The sequence below is a fragment of the Uniformispora flossi genome (genome assembly GCF_049534875.1).
GTDB lineage: Bacteria > Actinomycetota > Actinomycetes > Streptomycetales > Streptomycetaceae > Yinghuangia > Yinghuangia aomiensis.
Genome location: NZ_JBMULZ010000009.1, coordinates 24,340 through 39,971, shown reverse-complemented (window position 1 = coordinate 39,971; position 15,632 = coordinate 24,340). Strand labels below are relative to the sequence as shown.

Below are 15,632 nucleotides of genomic sequence, written 5' to 3'. Positions count from 1 at the left end.
ATGTCGTTCGACGCCGAACTCGTCTTCTCCGCACTGCGCGCCCTCACCCCCGTACTGTTCGCCGCCCTCGGCGGCGCGCTGTGCGAGCGCGCGGGCGTGTTCAACGTGTCCCTCGAAGGGACCATGCTCACCGGCTGCTTCGCCGCGGTCGCGGGCAGCTGGTATAGCGGCAGCGCGTGGGGCGGCGTCCTCGCCGCGGTCATCGCGTCCACCGCCTTCTCGGCGATCCTCGCGGTCGGCGCGGTCAGCCTGGGCGCCGACGCGGTGGTGGTGGGCATCGCGCTCAACCTCCTCGCGGTCGGCCTGACCGGGTTCCTGCTGCGCACCGTGTTCGGGACGACCGGCACGTTCGGCGACCCGGGCCTCGACGGGCTCGACCCGGTGGACCTGCCCGGCATCGAGTCGATCCCGTTCGTCGGCAAGGCGATCTCCGGGCATTCTCCGCTCGTCTACCTGTCGTGGGTCGTCGTCGCGGTGATCGCCGTGCTGCTGTCCCGGCACCCGTGGGGCCTGCGGCTGCGCGGCGTCGGCGAGGCCCCGGAAGCCGCGCAGAGCCTGGGCGTCAGCGTCACCCGCTACCGCTACGCCGCGGTCCTCGCCTCGGGTGCGCTGTGCGGGCTCGCCGGCGCGCAGCTGTCGTTGGGCAACGTGACGCTGTTCTCCGAGAACATGACCGCCGGACGCGGCTGGATCGCGGTCGTCGCGGTCATGCTGGGCCGCGCGCTGCCGGTCGGCGTGCTGCTCGCCGGGCTGCTGTTCGGGCTCGTCGAGGCGATCGGCTTCCGCCTCCAGGGCGAGGGGATGCCGCAGCAGGCCGCCGATGCGGCACCGTATGTGATGACCTTGATCGCGCTGTTCCTGGCGACCCGGCCGCGGTTCCGCGACCGCCGCCTGGTACGGCGTCCGAGATCCGGGCCACCGTCGGAAGCCCCGTCCGAAGCACCGGCCGATTCGTTCGGGCCCGCCGGTGCCGCAAGTCCCGCCCCCGCATTGGAGCCGAAGCCGTGAGCACCCCCGCCAACGCCGCGTCCCGTCCCGCCGTGCTGCCGATCACGAAGATCCCGTCGTCGGGGCTGCCCGCCTACGCGCTCGTGGTCGGCGACCCGGCGCGCGCCGGGCTGGTCGCGCAGCTGCTGGACGGCGCCGAGCAGATCGGCGCCAACCGCGAGTACGTCACCTACCGCGGCACGTGGCGCGGCGTCGACCTGGTCGTGTCGTCGCACGGTGTCGGCGGGCCCGGCGCGGTGTGCCTGTTCGGCGAACTGGCCGAGGCCGGGGTGACGACGCTCATCCGCCTGGGCACCGCGGGTGCGCTGGCGCGCGGCATCGGGGACGGCGACCTGGTGGTGGCCGAGGCCGCGGTCCGCGACGACGGTGTGACGCAGCAGCTCGTGCCCGCCGAGTTCCCGGCGTTCTCGACGCCCGAGGTCACCCTCGCGCTGCAGGCGGCGGCCCGCGAGCACGACGCGCCGCACCACCGCGGCACGGTGTGGACGCGCGCGGCGTTCCTGCCGGGCGTGCTGGAGCTGCCGATGAAGCCGTACCAGCGGGCGGGCGTGCTGGCCATCGAGATGGAGCTGTCCGCGCTCCTGGTGTTCGCGTCCCTCAACGGCCTGCGTGCGGGCGGCGCGCTGGTGATCGACGGGATCGCCGCCGACGACCTGGTCGACGACGACGGCAACAGCGGCTACGACCCGCACCGCAAGGTCGTCGCGGAGGGCGTGGACCGGGCGGCGCTGGTGGCACTCGACGCCGTCCTGCGGCTGGCCGCGGCGGACGCCGCGGCCGCTTCGGAGGCGGCCCGGTGACCGGCGGGGCCGGGCCGGTCCCCACGCGCGGGTTCACCGGCCGGATCGCCGCCGACGCGCGGGACCGGCGGCTGCCGCCCGGGCAGTACGACGCGCACGACGCGTTCCCCGTGCTGTCCGCCGAGGTCACCCCGGAACTCGCCGCCGAAGACTGGACCTTCCGGATCGACGGACTGGTCGCCGAGCCGCGGACCTGGACCTGGGACGAGGCCCGCGCGCTGCCGCCGGGCCGCTACGAAGGCCCCATCCACTGCGTCACGTCCTGGTCGAAGCTGCACACCGTGTTCGACGGCGTGTCCCTCGACACGTTCCTCGGCGCGGTTCGGCCGCTGCCGACCGCGACGCACGTCGTCGCGTACGCGCACACCGGCTACACGACGAACCTGCCGCTGTCCGACCTGGTGTCCGGCCGCGCCTGGATCGCGTTCGACTTCGACGGGAAGCCGCTCACGCCCGCGCACGGCGGGCCCGCGCGGCTGCTCGTCCCGCACCTGTACTTCTGGAAGTCCGCCAAGTGGATCGCCGGGCTGCGGCTCGTCGACCGCGACGAACCGGGCTTCTGGGAACGCAACGGCTACCACCACCGGGGCGACCCGTGGGCGGAGGAACGCTATGCCGGCGACTGACGCCGACCCCGCGGCGCCGACGCTGCCGCCGATCCCCGAGTTCGCCGCGCCCGGCCGCGTCGCGCGGAGCCTGCGCGGCGCCGTCGACTGGCAGTACGGCGAAGTCGTCGCCCTGCGCCGGGAAACCGGCGACCTGCTGACCGTCCGCCTCGCGCTGCCGACGTGGCACGCGCACGCCGCCGGACAGCACTACATGCTGCGGCTGACCGCCGCCGACGGCTACACCGCGCAGCGCCACTACTCGGTGGCGTCCGCCCCCGGCGACACCGGCCACATCGAACTCACCGTCGACCACGTGCCCGGCGGCGAGGTGTCCGGGTTCGTACACGGCGAACTGGCGGTCGGCGACCGCCTCGAAGTCCGCGGCCCGCTCGGCGGCTTCTTCGCCTGGGCGGGCGACCGCCCGGCACTGCTGATCGGCGGCGGGTCCGGACTCGTGCCGCTCGTCGCGATGCTCCGCCACCAGCGCGCCGCCGCGCCCGCCACGCCCGTGCACCTGGTCGCATGCGTGCGGTCGCCCGAACACCTGCCCTACGCCGCCGAGCTGACGGGCAATCAGGTCACCGCGGTGTACAGCCGCAGCGCCCCGGCGGGCCTGCCGGTCGGGCGGCTGACCCCGGACATCCTCGCCCCGCACGCGGCGGCGGCGGTCGCCGAGGACCGCGAGGTGTACGTGTGCGGGTCGACGGGCTTCGCCGAGGCGGTCGGCCGCATGCTGACCCGCGCGGGCGTCCCGGCCACCCGCATCCGCCTGGAGAGGTTCGGGGACGCGGTGTAGCCGGGAGGCGAGGTCCTTGCGGACGGGGCTCGGGTACGAAGCTCGGGTAAGGGAACTCGGGTGCGGGGCTCGGGTACGGCTCAGGCCGCGATGACCAACTCCGGACGCGGAGTGCCGGTCGCGGTTGCGGTAGCGGTCGCGGTGCGGGACTTCGGGCGGGCGAACACCACCAGCCGCAGCACCACGAACCGGCCCAGGCCGGCCAGGCCCTGCGCGGCCAGGTACACCGCCTGGATGGTCAGCGCTCCCGCGTGCGGGGCCGCCGCTTCCAGGGCGAGCATCGCGCCGGTGGTGAACAGGTAGGCGACGACGGCGGTTCCGGTCGACTCCGCGTGCACGCGCCAGCCCGCGGCGCCCTTGCGGAACGTGATGCGGCTGTGGAGTTCGTTGCACAGCAGCGTGCCCAGGACGGTGACTATCGCGTTCGCGACCGCGATGCTCAGCCAGTTCGTGAGCAGCAGCAGCGCGCCGCTGGACGCCACGCCGACCCCGCCGCCGCAGGCGACGAAGCGGACGAACGACGCGATCGGCCCGGTGGAACCGAGCGTGCCCATGGGGCCCTTCGCGGCCGCGGCGGCACCGGGCGCGGGCATGTGCCCGTCCCACGCGGTGCGCACCGGCCGGAACCGCGGCTTGATCACCGCGGTTCGTGCGGATCGGCGCATCGGAGTCCCCTTCCCCTCGCCTTCCCCCTGCACTGTTCACAGGAGATGACGGGTGAGGGGTTCCTTGTGTGACGAACCCGGACGCGCGATCCCCGGTGATACGCGTCACGCCCCCGGGCGCCGATCCCGGGGGTGTGACGCGTACAGGATCATTCTGCCGGGGAACACAAGTCGATTCGTCATCCCTCGAGACCGAGATCGCAAAGACCATGTCATCCCTGGGGGGATGCCGCGCGTACTCCCTGAGGAGACATCAGACCCGCAGGAAGTAGGGGGTGTTCCCCCGGATCACCCCTAAGGGTCACCCGGGGGGAGGGACGCTCGTAGCGTTCCGGGTCAACCGGCGACGACCGGCTGCTGTCCCGACAAGTCGACACGCGCGAACGAGTCGGTCTCCGGGTGGGTGCCCACCCCGCGGTCGAAGTACGGTTCGCCGGCCCGGCGGACGCCGACGGTGTGCCAGCCGGCGTCGCGCGCCGCGTCGAGTTCGTCGACGAGGTCGGAGAAGAACACGAAGCGCGCCGCGTCGTCTTCGCCGAGCGCCGCGGCGATCGCGTGGTACGAGGCCGCCGTCTTCTTCGGACCGGCGTTCTCGGTGTCGAAGTGGCCGGAGAACAGCGGGAGGAGCGAGCCTTCCGCGGAGTGCCCGAACCAGGCGAGCTGCGCGGAGACCGACCCGGACGAGTAGACGTAGAGCCGGTGCCCGGCGGCGTGCCAGGCGCGCAGCGCGGGGATCGCGTCCGGGTAGAAGTGCGAGGTGAGTTCGCCGGACGCGAAGCCCTCCGCCCAGATGACGCCCTGCAGCGTCTTGAGCGGGGTGGCCTTCTCGTCGCGGTCGAGCCACCCGTTGAGCTGCGCGACGACGGCGTCGGTTCCCGCGCCGGGGTCGCCGAGGTGCTCGCGCACCGCGGCGACCGCGCGGGCGATCTCGGCTTCGCCGCCGCGCTGTTCGATGACGCGGGCGAAGTGCTTGCGGGAGTACGGGTACAGCTGTTCGGTGATGAACCCGGTGGCACTGGTGGTGCCTTCGATGTCCACGACCACGTGCAGAGGAGCGGTCGGTGCGGTCACGCGGCGGACTCCGCGGCGTAGCGGGCCTGGATGGTGTCGAAGTCCGGGAAGCGCTCCGAGATCTTGTCCCCGGTGAAGTCGCCGACCCAGCCGTCTTCGTCGTGGAAGAACCGGATCGCGGCCACGGACGGCTCGACGCCCATGTCGAACCAGTGGGTGATGCCCTTCGGCACCGACAGCAGGTCGCCCGCCTCGCACAGCACGGCGAAGACCTTGCCGTCGACGTGCAGGTAGAAGATCCCGGCGCCTTCGACGAAGAAGCGGACCTCGTCGTCGTCGTGGGTGTGCTCGGCGAGGAACTTCTGCCGTGCGGCGGCGGCCTTGGCGGGCCACTCGGGGTCGTCGGACGGCTGGAGGCGGATGACGTCGACGAGGATGTAGCCCTCGGCGGCGGTGATGCGGTCGACCTCGGTGCGGTAGGCGGCGATCACCTCGTCCTGCGTGGCGCCGGGCGCGAGGGCGGCGTCGGCGGTCCACCGCTCGTAGCGCACGCCGATCGGCGCGAGGGCCTCGGCGATGGCGCCGGGCTCGGCGGTGCGCAGCAACTCCGTGGCGCTGTCGGCCTCGGGCCACACGGTCAACAGGGACATCCGGACTCTCCTCGTACTCGCCGGTCGGTTTCCCCCCGGCAAATCTACCGCCGCGCCCCAAAGACACCCAGGTCGCGGCGGCATTCGGTCATCTCGGGGACACAACTCGCACGGGCGGTCACCGGTTGCGCACGTAGGTGGCGACGCGCCCGCCATCGGGGAAGGACTCCTGGCCGAGGAACCGGAACTCCACGGGCCGGAAGCCGGCGCGGAACAGCGGGATGCCGGCACCGGCGACGACCGGGTAGCACTTGAGGACGAGTTCGTCGATCTCGTCGAGCAGCGCGCCGGCCAGGACGGCCCCGCCGGCGAGCCAGATGCCGCGCTCGCCTTCTTCGGCCTTGAGCGCACGGACGGTGGCGACGGGGTCGCCGGGGACGAGGGTGACGTCCGGGGAGGGGCTTTCGGTGAGGCTGCTCGTGACCACGTACTGGCGCAGGTGCGGGTAGGGGCTGACGAGGCCCTGCTCCAGCGCGGGGGCGTAGGTGGCGCGGCCCATGACGACGGTGTCGTAGAGCTTGGGCTCGGGCTTGGTGCCCATCGCGTCGTGCACGGGTGCCGGGAGGGTCTCGGGGCACGCGGCGAGCATCCAGTGGAAGACGTCCTGGTACGGCATCAGATGCTCGTACGCGCCGTCGGGGGCGGCGATGTAGCCGTCGATCGAGTGGCTGACGAAGTAGGTGAGCTTGCGCATGAGGCTCCTGGTGGAGGTCTTCGGCGTCGCGAACAACTACAGGTATAGTACTTCGCCTGTAGTGGTTGCAAGGGAGCACCCGGACCCGCGAGGTTTTCGTCCCATGGCACAGAATCCGGAGCGGCGGGCCGCGCTCGTCGACGCGGCAATCGACGTCCTGGCCCGCGAGGGCGCCCGCGGCCTGACGTTCCGCGCGGTCGACACCCAGGCAGGCGTCCCGACAGGCACCGCCTCGAACTACTTCGCGAACCGCGAGGACCTGCTCGACCAGGCCGGCCGCCGCGTCCACACCCGCCTCGCCCCCGACCCGGCGTCCGTGGCACACGCCCTGGAGACCCCGCCCTCCCGCGAGCTGGTCCGCCACTTCATGCACGACATCGTCCGCCGCGTCACCGCCGACCGGACCGGCTACCTGGCCCTCCTCGAACTCCGCCTGGAAGCCACCCGCCGCCCCGACCTCCGCCGCACCCTGACCGCCCAGCTCCAGCCCGAGTACGAGGAATCCATCCGCTTCCACCTGGCCGCCGGCCTCCCCGGCGACCGCTCGACCGTCAGCGTCCTCTACTTCGCCATGCTCGGCCTCATCGTCGAACACCTCACCGTCCCCGACGTCATCGCCGCCGACCCCTTGGAGTCCCTGATCGACGCCATCGTGGACCGGGTGGTGCCGGCGGAATGACCAGGTGACCCGGACATTCGTTACCAGGTCATGTCACCAGTCACGAGGATCGAGGCGCGGATTTACGCGACTCCGCCGTTGGACACCGCGGACCAGCGCGTCCTCACGGAGATCGTGAAGCTGCGCGAACGGCTGTCGCTGCGGCTGCATCCACGTCCTTCATGGTCCGGGCAGTTACGGCGCAACATGGCCGCACGTGCCATCGCCGGTTCGAACGCCATCGAGGGATACCCGATGCGGGTCTGCGAGGTCGAGGCCTTATTGGTCGGCGAACAGCCCGTGGGTACGCCTGAATCGATCCGCATCGAAGTAGAGGGCCATCGGCGCGCGATGGCATGGATCCAAGCGCTCTCCGACGCGGAAGACTTCGCCTATGAAGCCGGGCTACTCAACGGACTTCACTGGATGGTGCAGGGGCACCACACACGCAAGCGTCCTGGGCGGTGGCGCGATCGCGCCGTGTACGTGTTGTCGGCTGGGTACCCTCCTGTCACGGAGTACACGGCGCCCGACCCCGGTCGCGTGCCGGAACTCATGACTGCATTGATCAACTGGCTCAACTCGGGCGATCTCGATCAATCGGTGCACGTACGTGCCTCCATGGCGCATCTCAACCTGGTCAACATCCATCCCTGGAGCGACGGCAACGGGCGCCTCAGCCGTGCACTTTCAACCTTGCTCTTCGCCCGCGAAGGGGCCATGCCTGCGGAGTACTCCTCGATTGAGGAGTGGCTCGGGTACCGCGAGAACACCTGGGACTACTACCGCGTGCTCAAACGTGTGGGAGGGCCCACGTGGTCTCCCGAAAAGGACACCAGCCCCTGGATCAGGTTCTGCCTGCGCGCCCACCACCTTCAGGCGCAGTCCGCGGAACGCCGCTTCGATCTGTACGCGCGCATCTGGGAACAGCTGTCGGAGGCCACTTCTCGGCTGGGATTGGACGAGCGCGTGGTACACGCGTTGCTTCCCGCCGCGCTGAACGGAAAGGTCCGCCGCGCCATGTACCAGCAGGACGCGGAATTCTCCGAGCAGGTGGCCCAGCGCGACCTGAAGGGGCTGGTTCAGCTCGGCTGGCTTCGCGCCGACGGTCGGACTCGGGCGAGGCAGTACGTGCCCGGCCAGGCCATGGCTCCGGTACTCGACGACGTCTACGCGCGGATGCCGCCCTACCGGGAGCCCTACGACGACTGACCCGGCAAGGGTGGGCGGAGGCCGTGGTGGCGGGCGTAGGCGCGGAAGCGGGCTATCCGCGGTGGTGGGGTGTCGGGGCGGTGGAAGAGCGCGATGTGGCCGCGGACCGGGGGGTGGAAGTCGCGGACGGTGGTGCCGGGGTGGGCGAGGTCTTCGTGCATGTCGCGGTAGAGGAAGACCGAGCCGAGGCCGGCGCGGACGGCGGCGACCCAGGCGGAGCGGTCCTCGGCTTCGAGGGCGACCACCGGGGTGACGCCCATCGCGGTGAAGAAGGCGTCGATCTCCTCGCGGCGGCCCGGGCCTGGCGGGGGCAGGACGAGCGGGAGGCCGTCGAGGTGGGCGGGGCTCGCGGGGTCGGGCAGGTCGACGGACTCGGGTGAGACCAGGACGACCTCGCGGACGGCGAACCGGCAGGCGACCAGGTCGTCGGGCCCGGGCAGCGCGGCGACCCCGAGGTCGGCGTCCCCGTTCCGCACCGCGTCGAACAGGTCCGGGCGCGAGGAGAACCGCAGCAGTCGGACGGAGGTGTCCGGGTACTCGGCGGCGAAGGCCGGGATGAGGTGGGTGCCCAGATCGCCGGAGAGGGTGGGCGTGGCGGCGATGCGGAGGATGGCGGGCGCGGGGGCGGCGGATCCGGCCGGCGAGGTATTCGTGGTGCCGCGCTGCCCCGCACGCGTGCCGGCCCCCGCACCGTGCGGCAGGCGATGCGGGCGCGCGGAGGGAGCGGCCGGGGAATCCCGCGGCGCCGCCGCGCCGTGCGGCATGCGGCCCGAGCGGGCCGAGGGAGAGGCCGGGGGTGCATCGGGTGAAGCCGGCGTGGGCAGGTCCGACGGCCCACCCGCGGACGCGGCACCGGCGGCCGGCCCCGCAACTGCCGGAGCGGAAGGCTCCTGCGGAGTCGCCGTGCTGCCGGCCCCGCCGATCATGGCCAGTCCCGGGTCCACCAGTCCCTCGAACGCTTCCACGTCCGCCAGGATCATCCGGGCCAGCCGCACCGCCCGCTCCCCCTCCGGGGACAGCACCGTCCCCCGGTTCGTGCGGGCGAACAAACGTGTTCCGACCGTGCGTTCGAGTTCCATGAGGGACTTGGACAGGGCGGGCTGCGCCAGGTAGAGCGCCGCGGCGGCGGCCGAGATCGAGCCGTGGTCGGCGACCGCCACCAGGCGGCGGAGCTGGTGCACGGTCAGCCGGGGGTCGAGCCCGGGACTGCGGCGGGCGGGCGGCGGGGCCATGCGCGGACTCCGTGGTGCGGGGGACGTACGGCGACGACGCGGGGCGATCCGTACCCGACCGTACGGCATGTCCCGCGGACCCATCGTGGCCTGCCGGTGCGCCGGTTTCCAGTGCCGCCGGGTCGGTTTCCCACGCCGACGGCGGCCTCACGGGCACTTCTCGTCGAACTTCACCACGCCCAGCTTGGCCTTGCCGCCCTTGGGCAGCGGCTGCCCCGCCGCCGGGTTCTGCGTGCACACCTGCCAGTGGTTCTCGATGATGACCGGACGGCTGCCGCGCAGATCGTCGAGGTCGATCTTGGCGTCCCCGCGCAGCGCGTCGCGGACGACATTGACGCTGCGCCCGACCACCGCCGGCATCACGCCGTCCGGCGCGCTCGGTTCCGCGGTCGGGATCGGCTGCGCCGGGCAGTCCTCGTTGGTGCGCACGACGCCGAGCCGCACGGTGGTGCCCTTGTCGGTCTCGCCAGGGCCGGGGTCCTGGTCGCACACCTGCCAGTTGCTGAGCAGGAGCTGCACCCGGCCGCGGCCGAGGGCGTCGTGCGGCTTGATGTAGTGGTAGCCCGCCATCCAGACGGCATCGCGGGCCTTCTGGAGGTCGCGTCCGACGACGTACGGGATGCCGTCGGGGTCGGCGGACGAGGGCGGGGCCGTCGTCCGCGGGGACGGCTCGGGCGCGGCGACGCCCGCCGAAGCCGGAAGGCTGCCGGACGGCGCGGGCGCGCTGCCGGCCGGCGCCGGCGACGACGCCCCCGCGGGCGCGGCCCGCTGCCCGCCGTGCCCGCCGTGCCCGCCGAACCGATGGTCGACGAGCGCTGCGACGAGGATGAAGACGACGACGAGCCCCACGAAGACGTTGCGGCGCTTCGGATCCCGCCACCACATGGGCGCCGAAGCACCCCTGCCGGAACGACTGATGGCGCATCACCCCGCACAACCGGACCCCGTGCTTTGCCCCCAGCATGCTCGCTTTGCGCCGCGATATGCGCCGTGCGCCCCAGATGCGCCGGTTAGTGTGACGGGCTTTCGCCATCAGGCGATGAATGGGGAGATTCCGGTGGGGAATTGATCAGATACGACAAGTCTGCAGGCAACTCGTGATCACGTGATCACAGTCCCAGTTCCCTCCGGGCGAACCCCACGGCCAGCCCCACGCGTTGCTCCCGCTCGACACCCGGGGTCCCCATCACGATCTGCAGCGCGAAACCGTCCAGCATCGCGTGCAGCCGCGCGACGAAGGCGTCCGCGGCAGCCGCGTCCGGTTCGCCCCACTCCCCCGCGGCTGCTCCCGCGGCCACCAGCCCGCGGAGTTCCGCGGCCCACACCTGCTCTATCTCGGTCCCGGCCGCGAGCACCTCCGGGTCGCCGAGGGAACGCCCGTGCACCGCGACCCAGATCGTCCACCGCGGGTCGGCCCGGCCGGTCGGCAGGTACAGGTCGATGTACGAGGCCAGCCGCTCCGCCGCGGGCACGTCCCGGGCCAGCAGCGCGGCCCGGCGCGCCCCCAGCAGGTCCTCGCTCCACCGCAGCGTCTCGACCAGCAACCGGTCCTTCGACCCGAAGTAGTAGAGGATGTGCCCGCCGCTGATGCCGAGGCGGCTGCCCAGCGCGGCCATCGTCATCGCGTCGAGGCCGCTTTCCGCGATCGCGTCGAGCACGGCCTGGAGCACGACTTCGCGCGGCTGTTCGAGCCGTTTGCGCCGGGTCGGCGGCACGGTGGGTCCCCTTGTCGTTCGGTGTCGGCCACGCCGGCCGGACGTGCCGACCGGACAAGCCGTTCCGGGCCGGCCACGCCGACCGGACGCTATCCGCCCGCCGCGGCCCCGGTGCGCGCGCCCCCGGGCCCGCGCGCACCGGGATGCCCGGCGCTCTCGGTCGTCAGACTCGCGGCTGCTGCTGCGTGATGCAGTGGATGCCGCCCCCATTGGCGAAGATCTCCCGCGCGTCCACGAGTTCGATCGTGCGGCCGGGGAACGCCTTGGCGAACGTGGCGGCGTTCTCCTCGTCGCGCGGGTCGTCGAAGCCGCACAGCACCACGACGCCGTTGGCCACGTAGTGGTTGATGTAGCTGTAGTCGACCCAGCCGTGCCCGTCCTCTTCCAGCACGGTCGGCGCGGGGATCTCGACGACCTCCAGCTTGCGGCCGCGGGCGTCGGTCTGGGCGCGCAGCAGCGCGGCGTTCTCCTTGCCGACCTCGTGGTCGGGGTGCGCCGGGTCGGGCTGAGTGTGGCAGAGCACCAGGCCCGGGCGGGCGAAGGACGCGACGATGTCGATGTGGCCGCGGGTGCCGTAGCGCTCGTAGTCGCGGGTCAGGCCGCGCGGCAGCCAGATGACCTTCTCGGCGCCGAGGTAGGCGCGCAGTTCCGCCTCGACCTCGGCCTTCGTCCAGCCCGGGTTGCGGCCTTGGTCGAGCTGCACCGTCTCGGTGATGAGCACGGTGCCTTCGCCGTCGACGTGGATGCCGCCGCCCTCGTTGACCATGCGGGACGCGTAGCGCCGCGCGCCGGACAGCTCGACGACGTGCTCGGCGATGTGCTGGTCGTGCTCCCAGGACGCCCACTCCTGTGCGCCCCAGCCGTTGAAGATCCAGTCGGCGGCGGCCAGCCCGCCCTGACCGTCGGTGAGGAACGTGGGGCCGATGTCGCGCATCCACGCGTCGTCGAGGGGCCGCTCGACGATCGTCAACGGCTCGTCGACGAACCGCTTCACGCTGTCGGACTCGCCGGTGTTGGCGACCACGGTGACCGGCTCGTAGCGGGCGATCGTCGCGGCGACCTTGCCCCACGCGGCGCGGGCCCGGTCGAGGTCTTCGTTGTCTCCGGTGTCACCGTCGCCGAAGGTCTCGTTCGACGTGGGCCAGGCCATCCAGGTCTGCTCGTGCGGCGCCCATTCGGCGGGCATCGAAAAGCCGTCTTGGTCCGGGGTGTTGGTCATGGAACAGTCCTCAGCAGACAGGGAAGGGGAGTTACAGGAAGTAGAGCCGGTTGAGGGTCACCGACTCGGCGGGCTCGGATGTCACCGGTGCGCCGTCCAGGGTGACGAGGCCGGTGTCGGCGGCCACCCGGACTTCGGCGGTCCGGTTGTTGAGCACCATGGCCGCGGGGCCGATGCCGCGCGTGCCGCGCACCCCGACGCGGCGCCGCTTGGTGGGCATCAGGTCGCCGCCGTTGTCCGCGGCGGCCTGGCTGGTGAACGCCACGGACAGTTCCGCGGGGGCCGCGCCGTGCGCGCCGAACTGCGGTCCGAGCACCAGCGGTTCGCAGGTGTCGGTGGTCGCGTTGGGGTCGCCGACGACGCCGTACGCCGGGAAACCGGCTTTGAGGACGAGCTGCGGTTTGGCGCCGAAGTGGTCGGGCCGCCACAGCACGATGTCCGCCATCTTCCCGGGCTCGATCGACCCGACCTCGTGGGAGAGGCCGTGGGCGATCGCCGGGTTCACGGTGAGCTTGGCGATGTAGCGCAGTACGCGCGCGTTGTCGTGCCGGCCGTCGGCGGGATCGCCTTCCAGCGGCCCGAGTTCGGCCTTCATCTTGCCCGCCATGGCGAACGTGCGGCGCACCGTCTCGCCGGCGCGGCCCATGCCCTGGGCGTCGGACGAGGTGATGGGGATGATGCCGAGGTCGTGCAGCACGTCCTCGGCGCCCATCGTCCCGGCGCGGATGCGGTCGCGGGCCATCGCCGCGTCGCCGGGCAGGTCGGGTTTGAGGTCGTGGGCGGACACGATCATGCCGAAGTGCTCGGCGACCGCGTCGCGTCCGAACGGCAGCGTCGGGTTGGTCGAGGAGCCGATGACGTTGGCGACGCCCGCCATGCGCATGACGTTGGGGACGTGCCCGCCGCCGCAGCCTTCGATGTGGTAGGCGTGGATCGTCCGGCCTTCGAGCACCGCCAGGGTGTCCTCGACCGACAGGCATTCGTTCAACCCATCGGTGTGCAGGGCGACTTGCACGTCGTGGTCTTCGGCGACGCGCAGTGCGGTGTCGAGGGCGCGGGCGTGCGCGCCCATGTCCTCGTGCACCTTGAACCCGGACGCGCCGCCCTCGACGAGGGCTTCGTCCAGCGGCCCGCGGCCCGACGACGAACCCCGGGCCAGGAACGCGATGTTGACCGGCCACGCGTCGAATGCGGAGAAGGCGTGCCGCAGCGCCCAGGGGGAGTTGACCCCGACGCCCCACACCGGCCCGAACTCCTGGCCGACGATCGTGGTGACCCCGGCGGCCAGCGACGCCTCCATGATGCGGGGGCTCAGCAGGTGCACGTGCGTGTCGATGGCGCCCGCGGTCGCGATGAGGCCTTCGCCGCTGACGATGGTCGTGCCGGTGCCGACCACGACGTCGACGTTGTCGAGGGTGTCCGGGTTTCCGGCGCGGCCGATCGAGGCGATGCGTCCTTCGCGGATGCCGATCGACACCTTGCGGATGCCTTGGACCGCATCGATCACCACCACGTTGCTGATGACGATGTCGCAGGTGTCGCGCACCGTTTCGGCCTTCAGGTGCAGGCCGTCGCGGGCGGTCTTGCCGAAGCCGGCGAGGAACTCCTCGCCGTGCCGCTGCGCGTCGGACTCGACCTCGATGATCAGCCCGGAGTCGCCGAGGCGGATGCGGTCGCCGGCGCGGGGGCCGTACGAGGAGGCGTAGTCGCGCGGGTCCAGTGCTGCGGAGCTCATCGTCCGTCGCCTCCGTTGTCCGCGTGGTAGATGCGGGGTTCGCGCGGCTCGCCCGGCGCCGCGGTGTCCAGGTAGCCGCAGGCGCGGGCCCGGCGCAGCGCTTCGTCGCGGGCGCCGGGGGCATCGAGGGGTCCGTCGACGAGGCCCGCGAAGCCGATCGCGATGCGGTCGCCGCCGATCGGGACGAGACCGACGGAGACGGTCGCGCCCGGGTCGAACCGGACGGTGGCCCCGGCCGGAATGGCGGCGCGGCGCCCGTAGGCGGCCTCGCGGTCGAAGCGCAGGCGCGGGTTGGCCTCGAAGAAGTGGAAGTGCGAGGTGACGCTGACCGGGACCGCGGCGGTGTTCTCGACGTCGAGGGTGACCACGTCGGCGTCCGCGAACGGGTCGGCGGGCGCGTCCCCGAAGAGGATCGCGCCGGGTGCGTCGGTGCCCAGCGAGCCGGGTCCGGCGGTGGCGGGCGGGGTGAAGCCGCCGGTGCGCGAGCCGCCGGTGTGGCAGGCGCGGTCGGTCGGCGTCGGGAGCGCGCCGACGCGTTCGGCGGAGCGGAACGGGTCGGTGACCACGGCCAGGCGCGTGGCGTCGTCGAAGACCGCTTCGATCTTGACCTCGGCGACGATGTCGACGACGCCGGGCAGCACGTCGTCGGTGGTGAGGATGCTGCGCGCGGCGTCGATCGCCTCGGCGAGGCGCCGGCCGTCGCGGGCGGCCTCGCACACGGTGTCGGCGATGAGCGCGTGCGCCTCGGGCACGTTGAGGCGCAGCCCGCGGGCGCGCCGGGCGCGGGCCAGTTCGGCGGCCGTGAAGATCAGCAGCCGGTCCCGCTCGGTGGGGGTCAGACGCACGGAACCTCCGGTTTGTACGGCGTTCAATACGGGATTGAACAGCGTTCTAAACAGGGTGTCAAAGATCCGCGTCCCGACGTGGCGCGACACGTCTCCAGGCACGCCGCGCGTCCCGGCCCGCGATCCGGCGAAAACGGAAGTGGAACAGACCAATTCCGCTATCCACAAGGCGACGGTGAGCGGGTCGATTACGGCTAGCGGCGGGTGCGCGCCCCTGCGATCTTTCTCCCACGCCGCTGATGATCAACAGTGGCCGGAGAAAACGAGGTCCCCATGAAGCACAAGCGCAAGCTGGTCGTCGGTCTGGGCGCGGTGGCCATGAGCTTTGGCATGGTCGCCACCGCGGGCACGGCCAGTGCGGGCACCAACAACACCGACTACGTCTACTCGAACGGCACTGCCGCGGGCAAAGTCTGGTTCGACAACGACGGCGACTGGTTCTACGTCCAGGACCTGAAGGCCGACAGCCACGGCGTGGCCGTGCAGTACCGGATCAACGACTCGTACGCCTACCCGCTGCTCGTCAACAACGGCGGCAAGGGCACGGTCAAGGCCTTCAACAAGGACTTCAAGGAAGGCGCAACGGTCTGGTTCCGTGCATGCCTGACCGAGAACAGCGTCGCGTGGGACTGCGACGACATGGCCTGGAGCGTTTCGGCGGTCAAGGCCATCGCCTGACGTCCCGCCCCGCATCCGCCCGCGGCCCGGCTCCGGTCCGCGGGCACCCGCAGGAACCCCGGAATCCGCCCGCCGGGGGCCCCGCTGTCTAGAACCTGCTTCTAGC

General features: G+C 72.1%; 17 protein-coding genes. 7 read left to right on the top strand and 10 right to left on the bottom strand.

The annotated features are described in order from the left end of the window. Genes ACPA54_RS20695 through ACPA54_RS20680 form a run of 4 tightly spaced genes read left to right on the top strand, consistent with a single transcriptional unit; the run spans position 1 to position 3,212 of the window. Complete coding sequence (locus ACPA54_RS20695) at positions 1-1,008, top strand: ABC transporter permease (protein WP_423531877.1); 1,008 nt, start codon at positions 1-3, stop codon at positions 1,006-1,008. Further along, positions 1,005-1,808, top strand: coding sequence for a nucleoside phosphorylase (locus tag ACPA54_RS20690; protein WP_423531875.1), 804 nt, complete (start codon positions 1,005-1,007; stop codon positions 1,806-1,808). The genes ACPA54_RS20695 and ACPA54_RS20690 overlap by 4 nt, the downstream gene beginning before the upstream one ends. Continuing rightward, on the top strand, positions 1,805-2,434 hold the full coding sequence (locus tag ACPA54_RS20685; RefSeq protein ID WP_423531873.1) for a sulfite oxidase-like oxidoreductase: 630 nt from the start codon (positions 1,805-1,807) through the stop codon (positions 2,432-2,434). The genes ACPA54_RS20690 and ACPA54_RS20685 overlap by 4 nt, the downstream gene beginning before the upstream one ends. Next, positions 2,421-3,212 (top strand): FAD-binding oxidoreductase, encoded by a 792-nt coding sequence (locus ACPA54_RS20680; protein ID WP_423531871.1) that lies wholly within the window; start codon positions 2,421-2,423, stop codon positions 3,210-3,212. The genes ACPA54_RS20685 and ACPA54_RS20680 overlap by 14 nt, the downstream gene beginning before the upstream one ends. An 80-nt stretch (positions 3,213-3,292) precedes the next feature. Here ACPA54_RS20680 and ACPA54_RS20675 read toward each other — a convergent pair whose 3' ends face one another. From ACPA54_RS20675 to ACPA54_RS20660, 4 genes are all read right to left on the bottom strand, one after another. Then, positions 3,293-3,877, bottom strand: coding sequence for a GtrA domain-containing protein (locus ACPA54_RS20675; RefSeq protein WP_423531869.1), 585 nt, complete (start codon positions 3,875-3,877; stop codon positions 3,293-3,295). Between the two features lie 336 nt (positions 3,878-4,213). Beyond that, entirely contained in the window at positions 4,214-4,948 is a 735-nt protein-coding gene (mtnC, locus tag ACPA54_RS20670) for an acireductone synthase (protein ID WP_423531867.1), read from the bottom strand. Further along, the gene (locus tag ACPA54_RS20665) at positions 4,945-5,538 is read right to left on the bottom strand and encodes a 1,2-dihydroxy-3-keto-5-methylthiopentene dioxygenase (RefSeq protein WP_423531865.1); all 594 of its coding nucleotides are present in this window, start codon (positions 5,536-5,538) and stop codon (positions 4,945-4,947) included. The genes mtnC and ACPA54_RS20665 overlap by 4 nt, the downstream gene beginning before the upstream one ends. Positions 5,539-5,656: 118 nt before the next feature. Beyond that, positions 5,657-6,232, bottom strand: a complete 576-nt coding sequence (locus tag ACPA54_RS20660; RefSeq protein WP_423531863.1) for a dihydrofolate reductase family protein — start codon at positions 6,230-6,232, stop codon at positions 5,657-5,659. A gap of 103 nt (positions 6,233-6,335) precedes the next feature. Between ACPA54_RS20660 and ACPA54_RS20655 the strand changes: the two genes are divergently transcribed. Both ACPA54_RS20655 and ACPA54_RS20650 read left to right on the top strand, forming a co-directional pair. Then, positions 6,336-6,911, top strand: coding sequence for a TetR/AcrR family transcriptional regulator (locus ACPA54_RS20655; protein WP_423531861.1), 576 nt, complete (start codon positions 6,336-6,338; stop codon positions 6,909-6,911). A gap of 114 nt (positions 6,912-7,025) precedes the next feature. After that, the gene (locus tag ACPA54_RS20650; protein ID WP_423531859.1) at positions 7,026-8,102 is read left to right on the top strand and encodes a Fic family protein; all 1,077 of its coding nucleotides are present in this window, start codon (positions 7,026-7,028) and stop codon (positions 8,100-8,102) included. Here ACPA54_RS20650 and ACPA54_RS20645 read toward each other — a convergent pair. From ACPA54_RS20645 to ureA, 6 genes are all read right to left on the bottom strand, one after another. After that, positions 8,090-9,334 carry a LysR family transcriptional regulator gene (locus tag ACPA54_RS20645; RefSeq protein WP_423531857.1) on the bottom strand — a complete coding sequence of 415 codons (1,245 nt, stop codon included), beginning with the start codon at positions 9,332-9,334 and terminating at the stop codon, positions 8,090-8,092. The two genes, ACPA54_RS20650 and ACPA54_RS20645, sit on opposite strands and share 13 nt — an antisense overlap. A gap of 147 nt (positions 9,335-9,481) precedes the next feature. Next, positions 9,482-10,219, bottom strand: coding sequence for a hypothetical protein (locus ACPA54_RS20640; protein ID WP_423531855.1), 738 nt, complete (start codon positions 10,217-10,219; stop codon positions 9,482-9,484). A 224-nt stretch (positions 10,220-10,443) separates the two neighbouring features. Next, entirely contained in the window at positions 10,444-11,049 is a 606-nt protein-coding gene (locus ACPA54_RS20635; protein ID WP_423531854.1) for a TetR/AcrR family transcriptional regulator, read from the bottom strand. A 163-nt stretch (positions 11,050-11,212) separates the two neighbouring features. Next, positions 11,213-12,268, bottom strand: coding sequence for an agmatine deiminase family protein (locus ACPA54_RS20630; protein WP_423531852.1), 1,056 nt, complete (start codon positions 12,266-12,268; stop codon positions 11,213-11,215). A 31-nt stretch (positions 12,269-12,299) separates the two neighbouring features. After that, the gene (locus tag ACPA54_RS20625; RefSeq protein ID WP_423531850.1) at positions 12,300-14,003 is read right to left on the bottom strand and encodes an urease subunit alpha; all 1,704 of its coding nucleotides are present in this window, start codon (positions 14,001-14,003) and stop codon (positions 12,300-12,302) included. Then, positions 14,000-14,848 carry an urease subunit gamma gene (gene ureA / locus ACPA54_RS20620; protein WP_423531848.1) on the bottom strand — a complete coding sequence of 283 codons (849 nt, stop codon included), beginning with the start codon at positions 14,846-14,848 and terminating at the stop codon, positions 14,000-14,002. The genes ACPA54_RS20625 and ureA overlap by 4 nt, the downstream gene beginning before the upstream one ends. Positions 14,849-15,121: 273 nt before the next feature. Here ureA and ACPA54_RS20615 point away from each other — a divergent pair, with 273 nt between their 5' ends. Continuing rightward, positions 15,122-15,526, top strand: coding sequence for a hypothetical protein (locus ACPA54_RS20615; RefSeq protein WP_423531846.1), 405 nt, complete (start codon positions 15,122-15,124; stop codon positions 15,524-15,526). Positions 15,527-15,632: the final 106 nt, after the last annotated feature.

Excerpts from the sequence above, each read along its gene's own strand:
- ACPA54_RS20675 (WP_423531869.1), bottom strand. The coding sequence starts at position 3,877 with ATGCGCCGATCCGCACGAACCGCGGTGATCAAGCCGCGGTTCCGGCCG.
- ACPA54_RS20630 (WP_423531852.1), bottom strand. The coding sequence starts at position 12,268 with ATGACCAACACCCCGGACCAAGACGGCTTTTCGATGCCCGCCGAATGG.
- ACPA54_RS20655 (WP_423531861.1), top strand. The coding sequence starts at position 6,336 with ATGGCACAGAATCCGGAGCGGCGGGCCGCGCTCGTCGACGCGGCAATC.
- ACPA54_RS20645 (WP_423531857.1), bottom strand. The coding sequence starts at position 9,334 with ATGGCCCCGCCGCCCGCCCGCCGCAGTCCCGGGCTCGACCCCCGGCTG.
- ACPA54_RS20625 (WP_423531850.1), bottom strand. The coding sequence starts at position 14,003 with ATGAGCTCCGCAGCACTGGACCCGCGCGACTACGCCTCCTCGTACGGC.
- ACPA54_RS20640 (WP_423531855.1), bottom strand. The coding sequence starts at position 10,219 with ATGTGGTGGCGGGATCCGAAGCGCCGCAACGTCTTCGTGGGGCTCGTC.
- ACPA54_RS20695 (WP_423531877.1), top strand. The coding sequence starts at position 1 with ATGTCGTTCGACGCCGAACTCGTCTTCTCCGCACTGCGCGCCCTCACC.
- ACPA54_RS20615 (WP_423531846.1), top strand. The coding sequence starts at position 15,122 with ATGAAGCACAAGCGCAAGCTGGTCGTCGGTCTGGGCGCGGTGGCCATG.
- ACPA54_RS20660 (WP_423531863.1), bottom strand. The coding sequence starts at position 6,232 with ATGCGCAAGCTCACCTACTTCGTCAGCCACTCGATCGACGGCTACATC.
- ACPA54_RS20665 (WP_423531865.1), bottom strand. The coding sequence starts at position 5,538 with ATGTCCCTGTTGACCGTGTGGCCCGAGGCCGACAGCGCCACGGAGTTG.
- ACPA54_RS20680 (WP_423531871.1), top strand. The coding sequence starts at position 2,421 with ATGCCGGCGACTGACGCCGACCCCGCGGCGCCGACGCTGCCGCCGATC.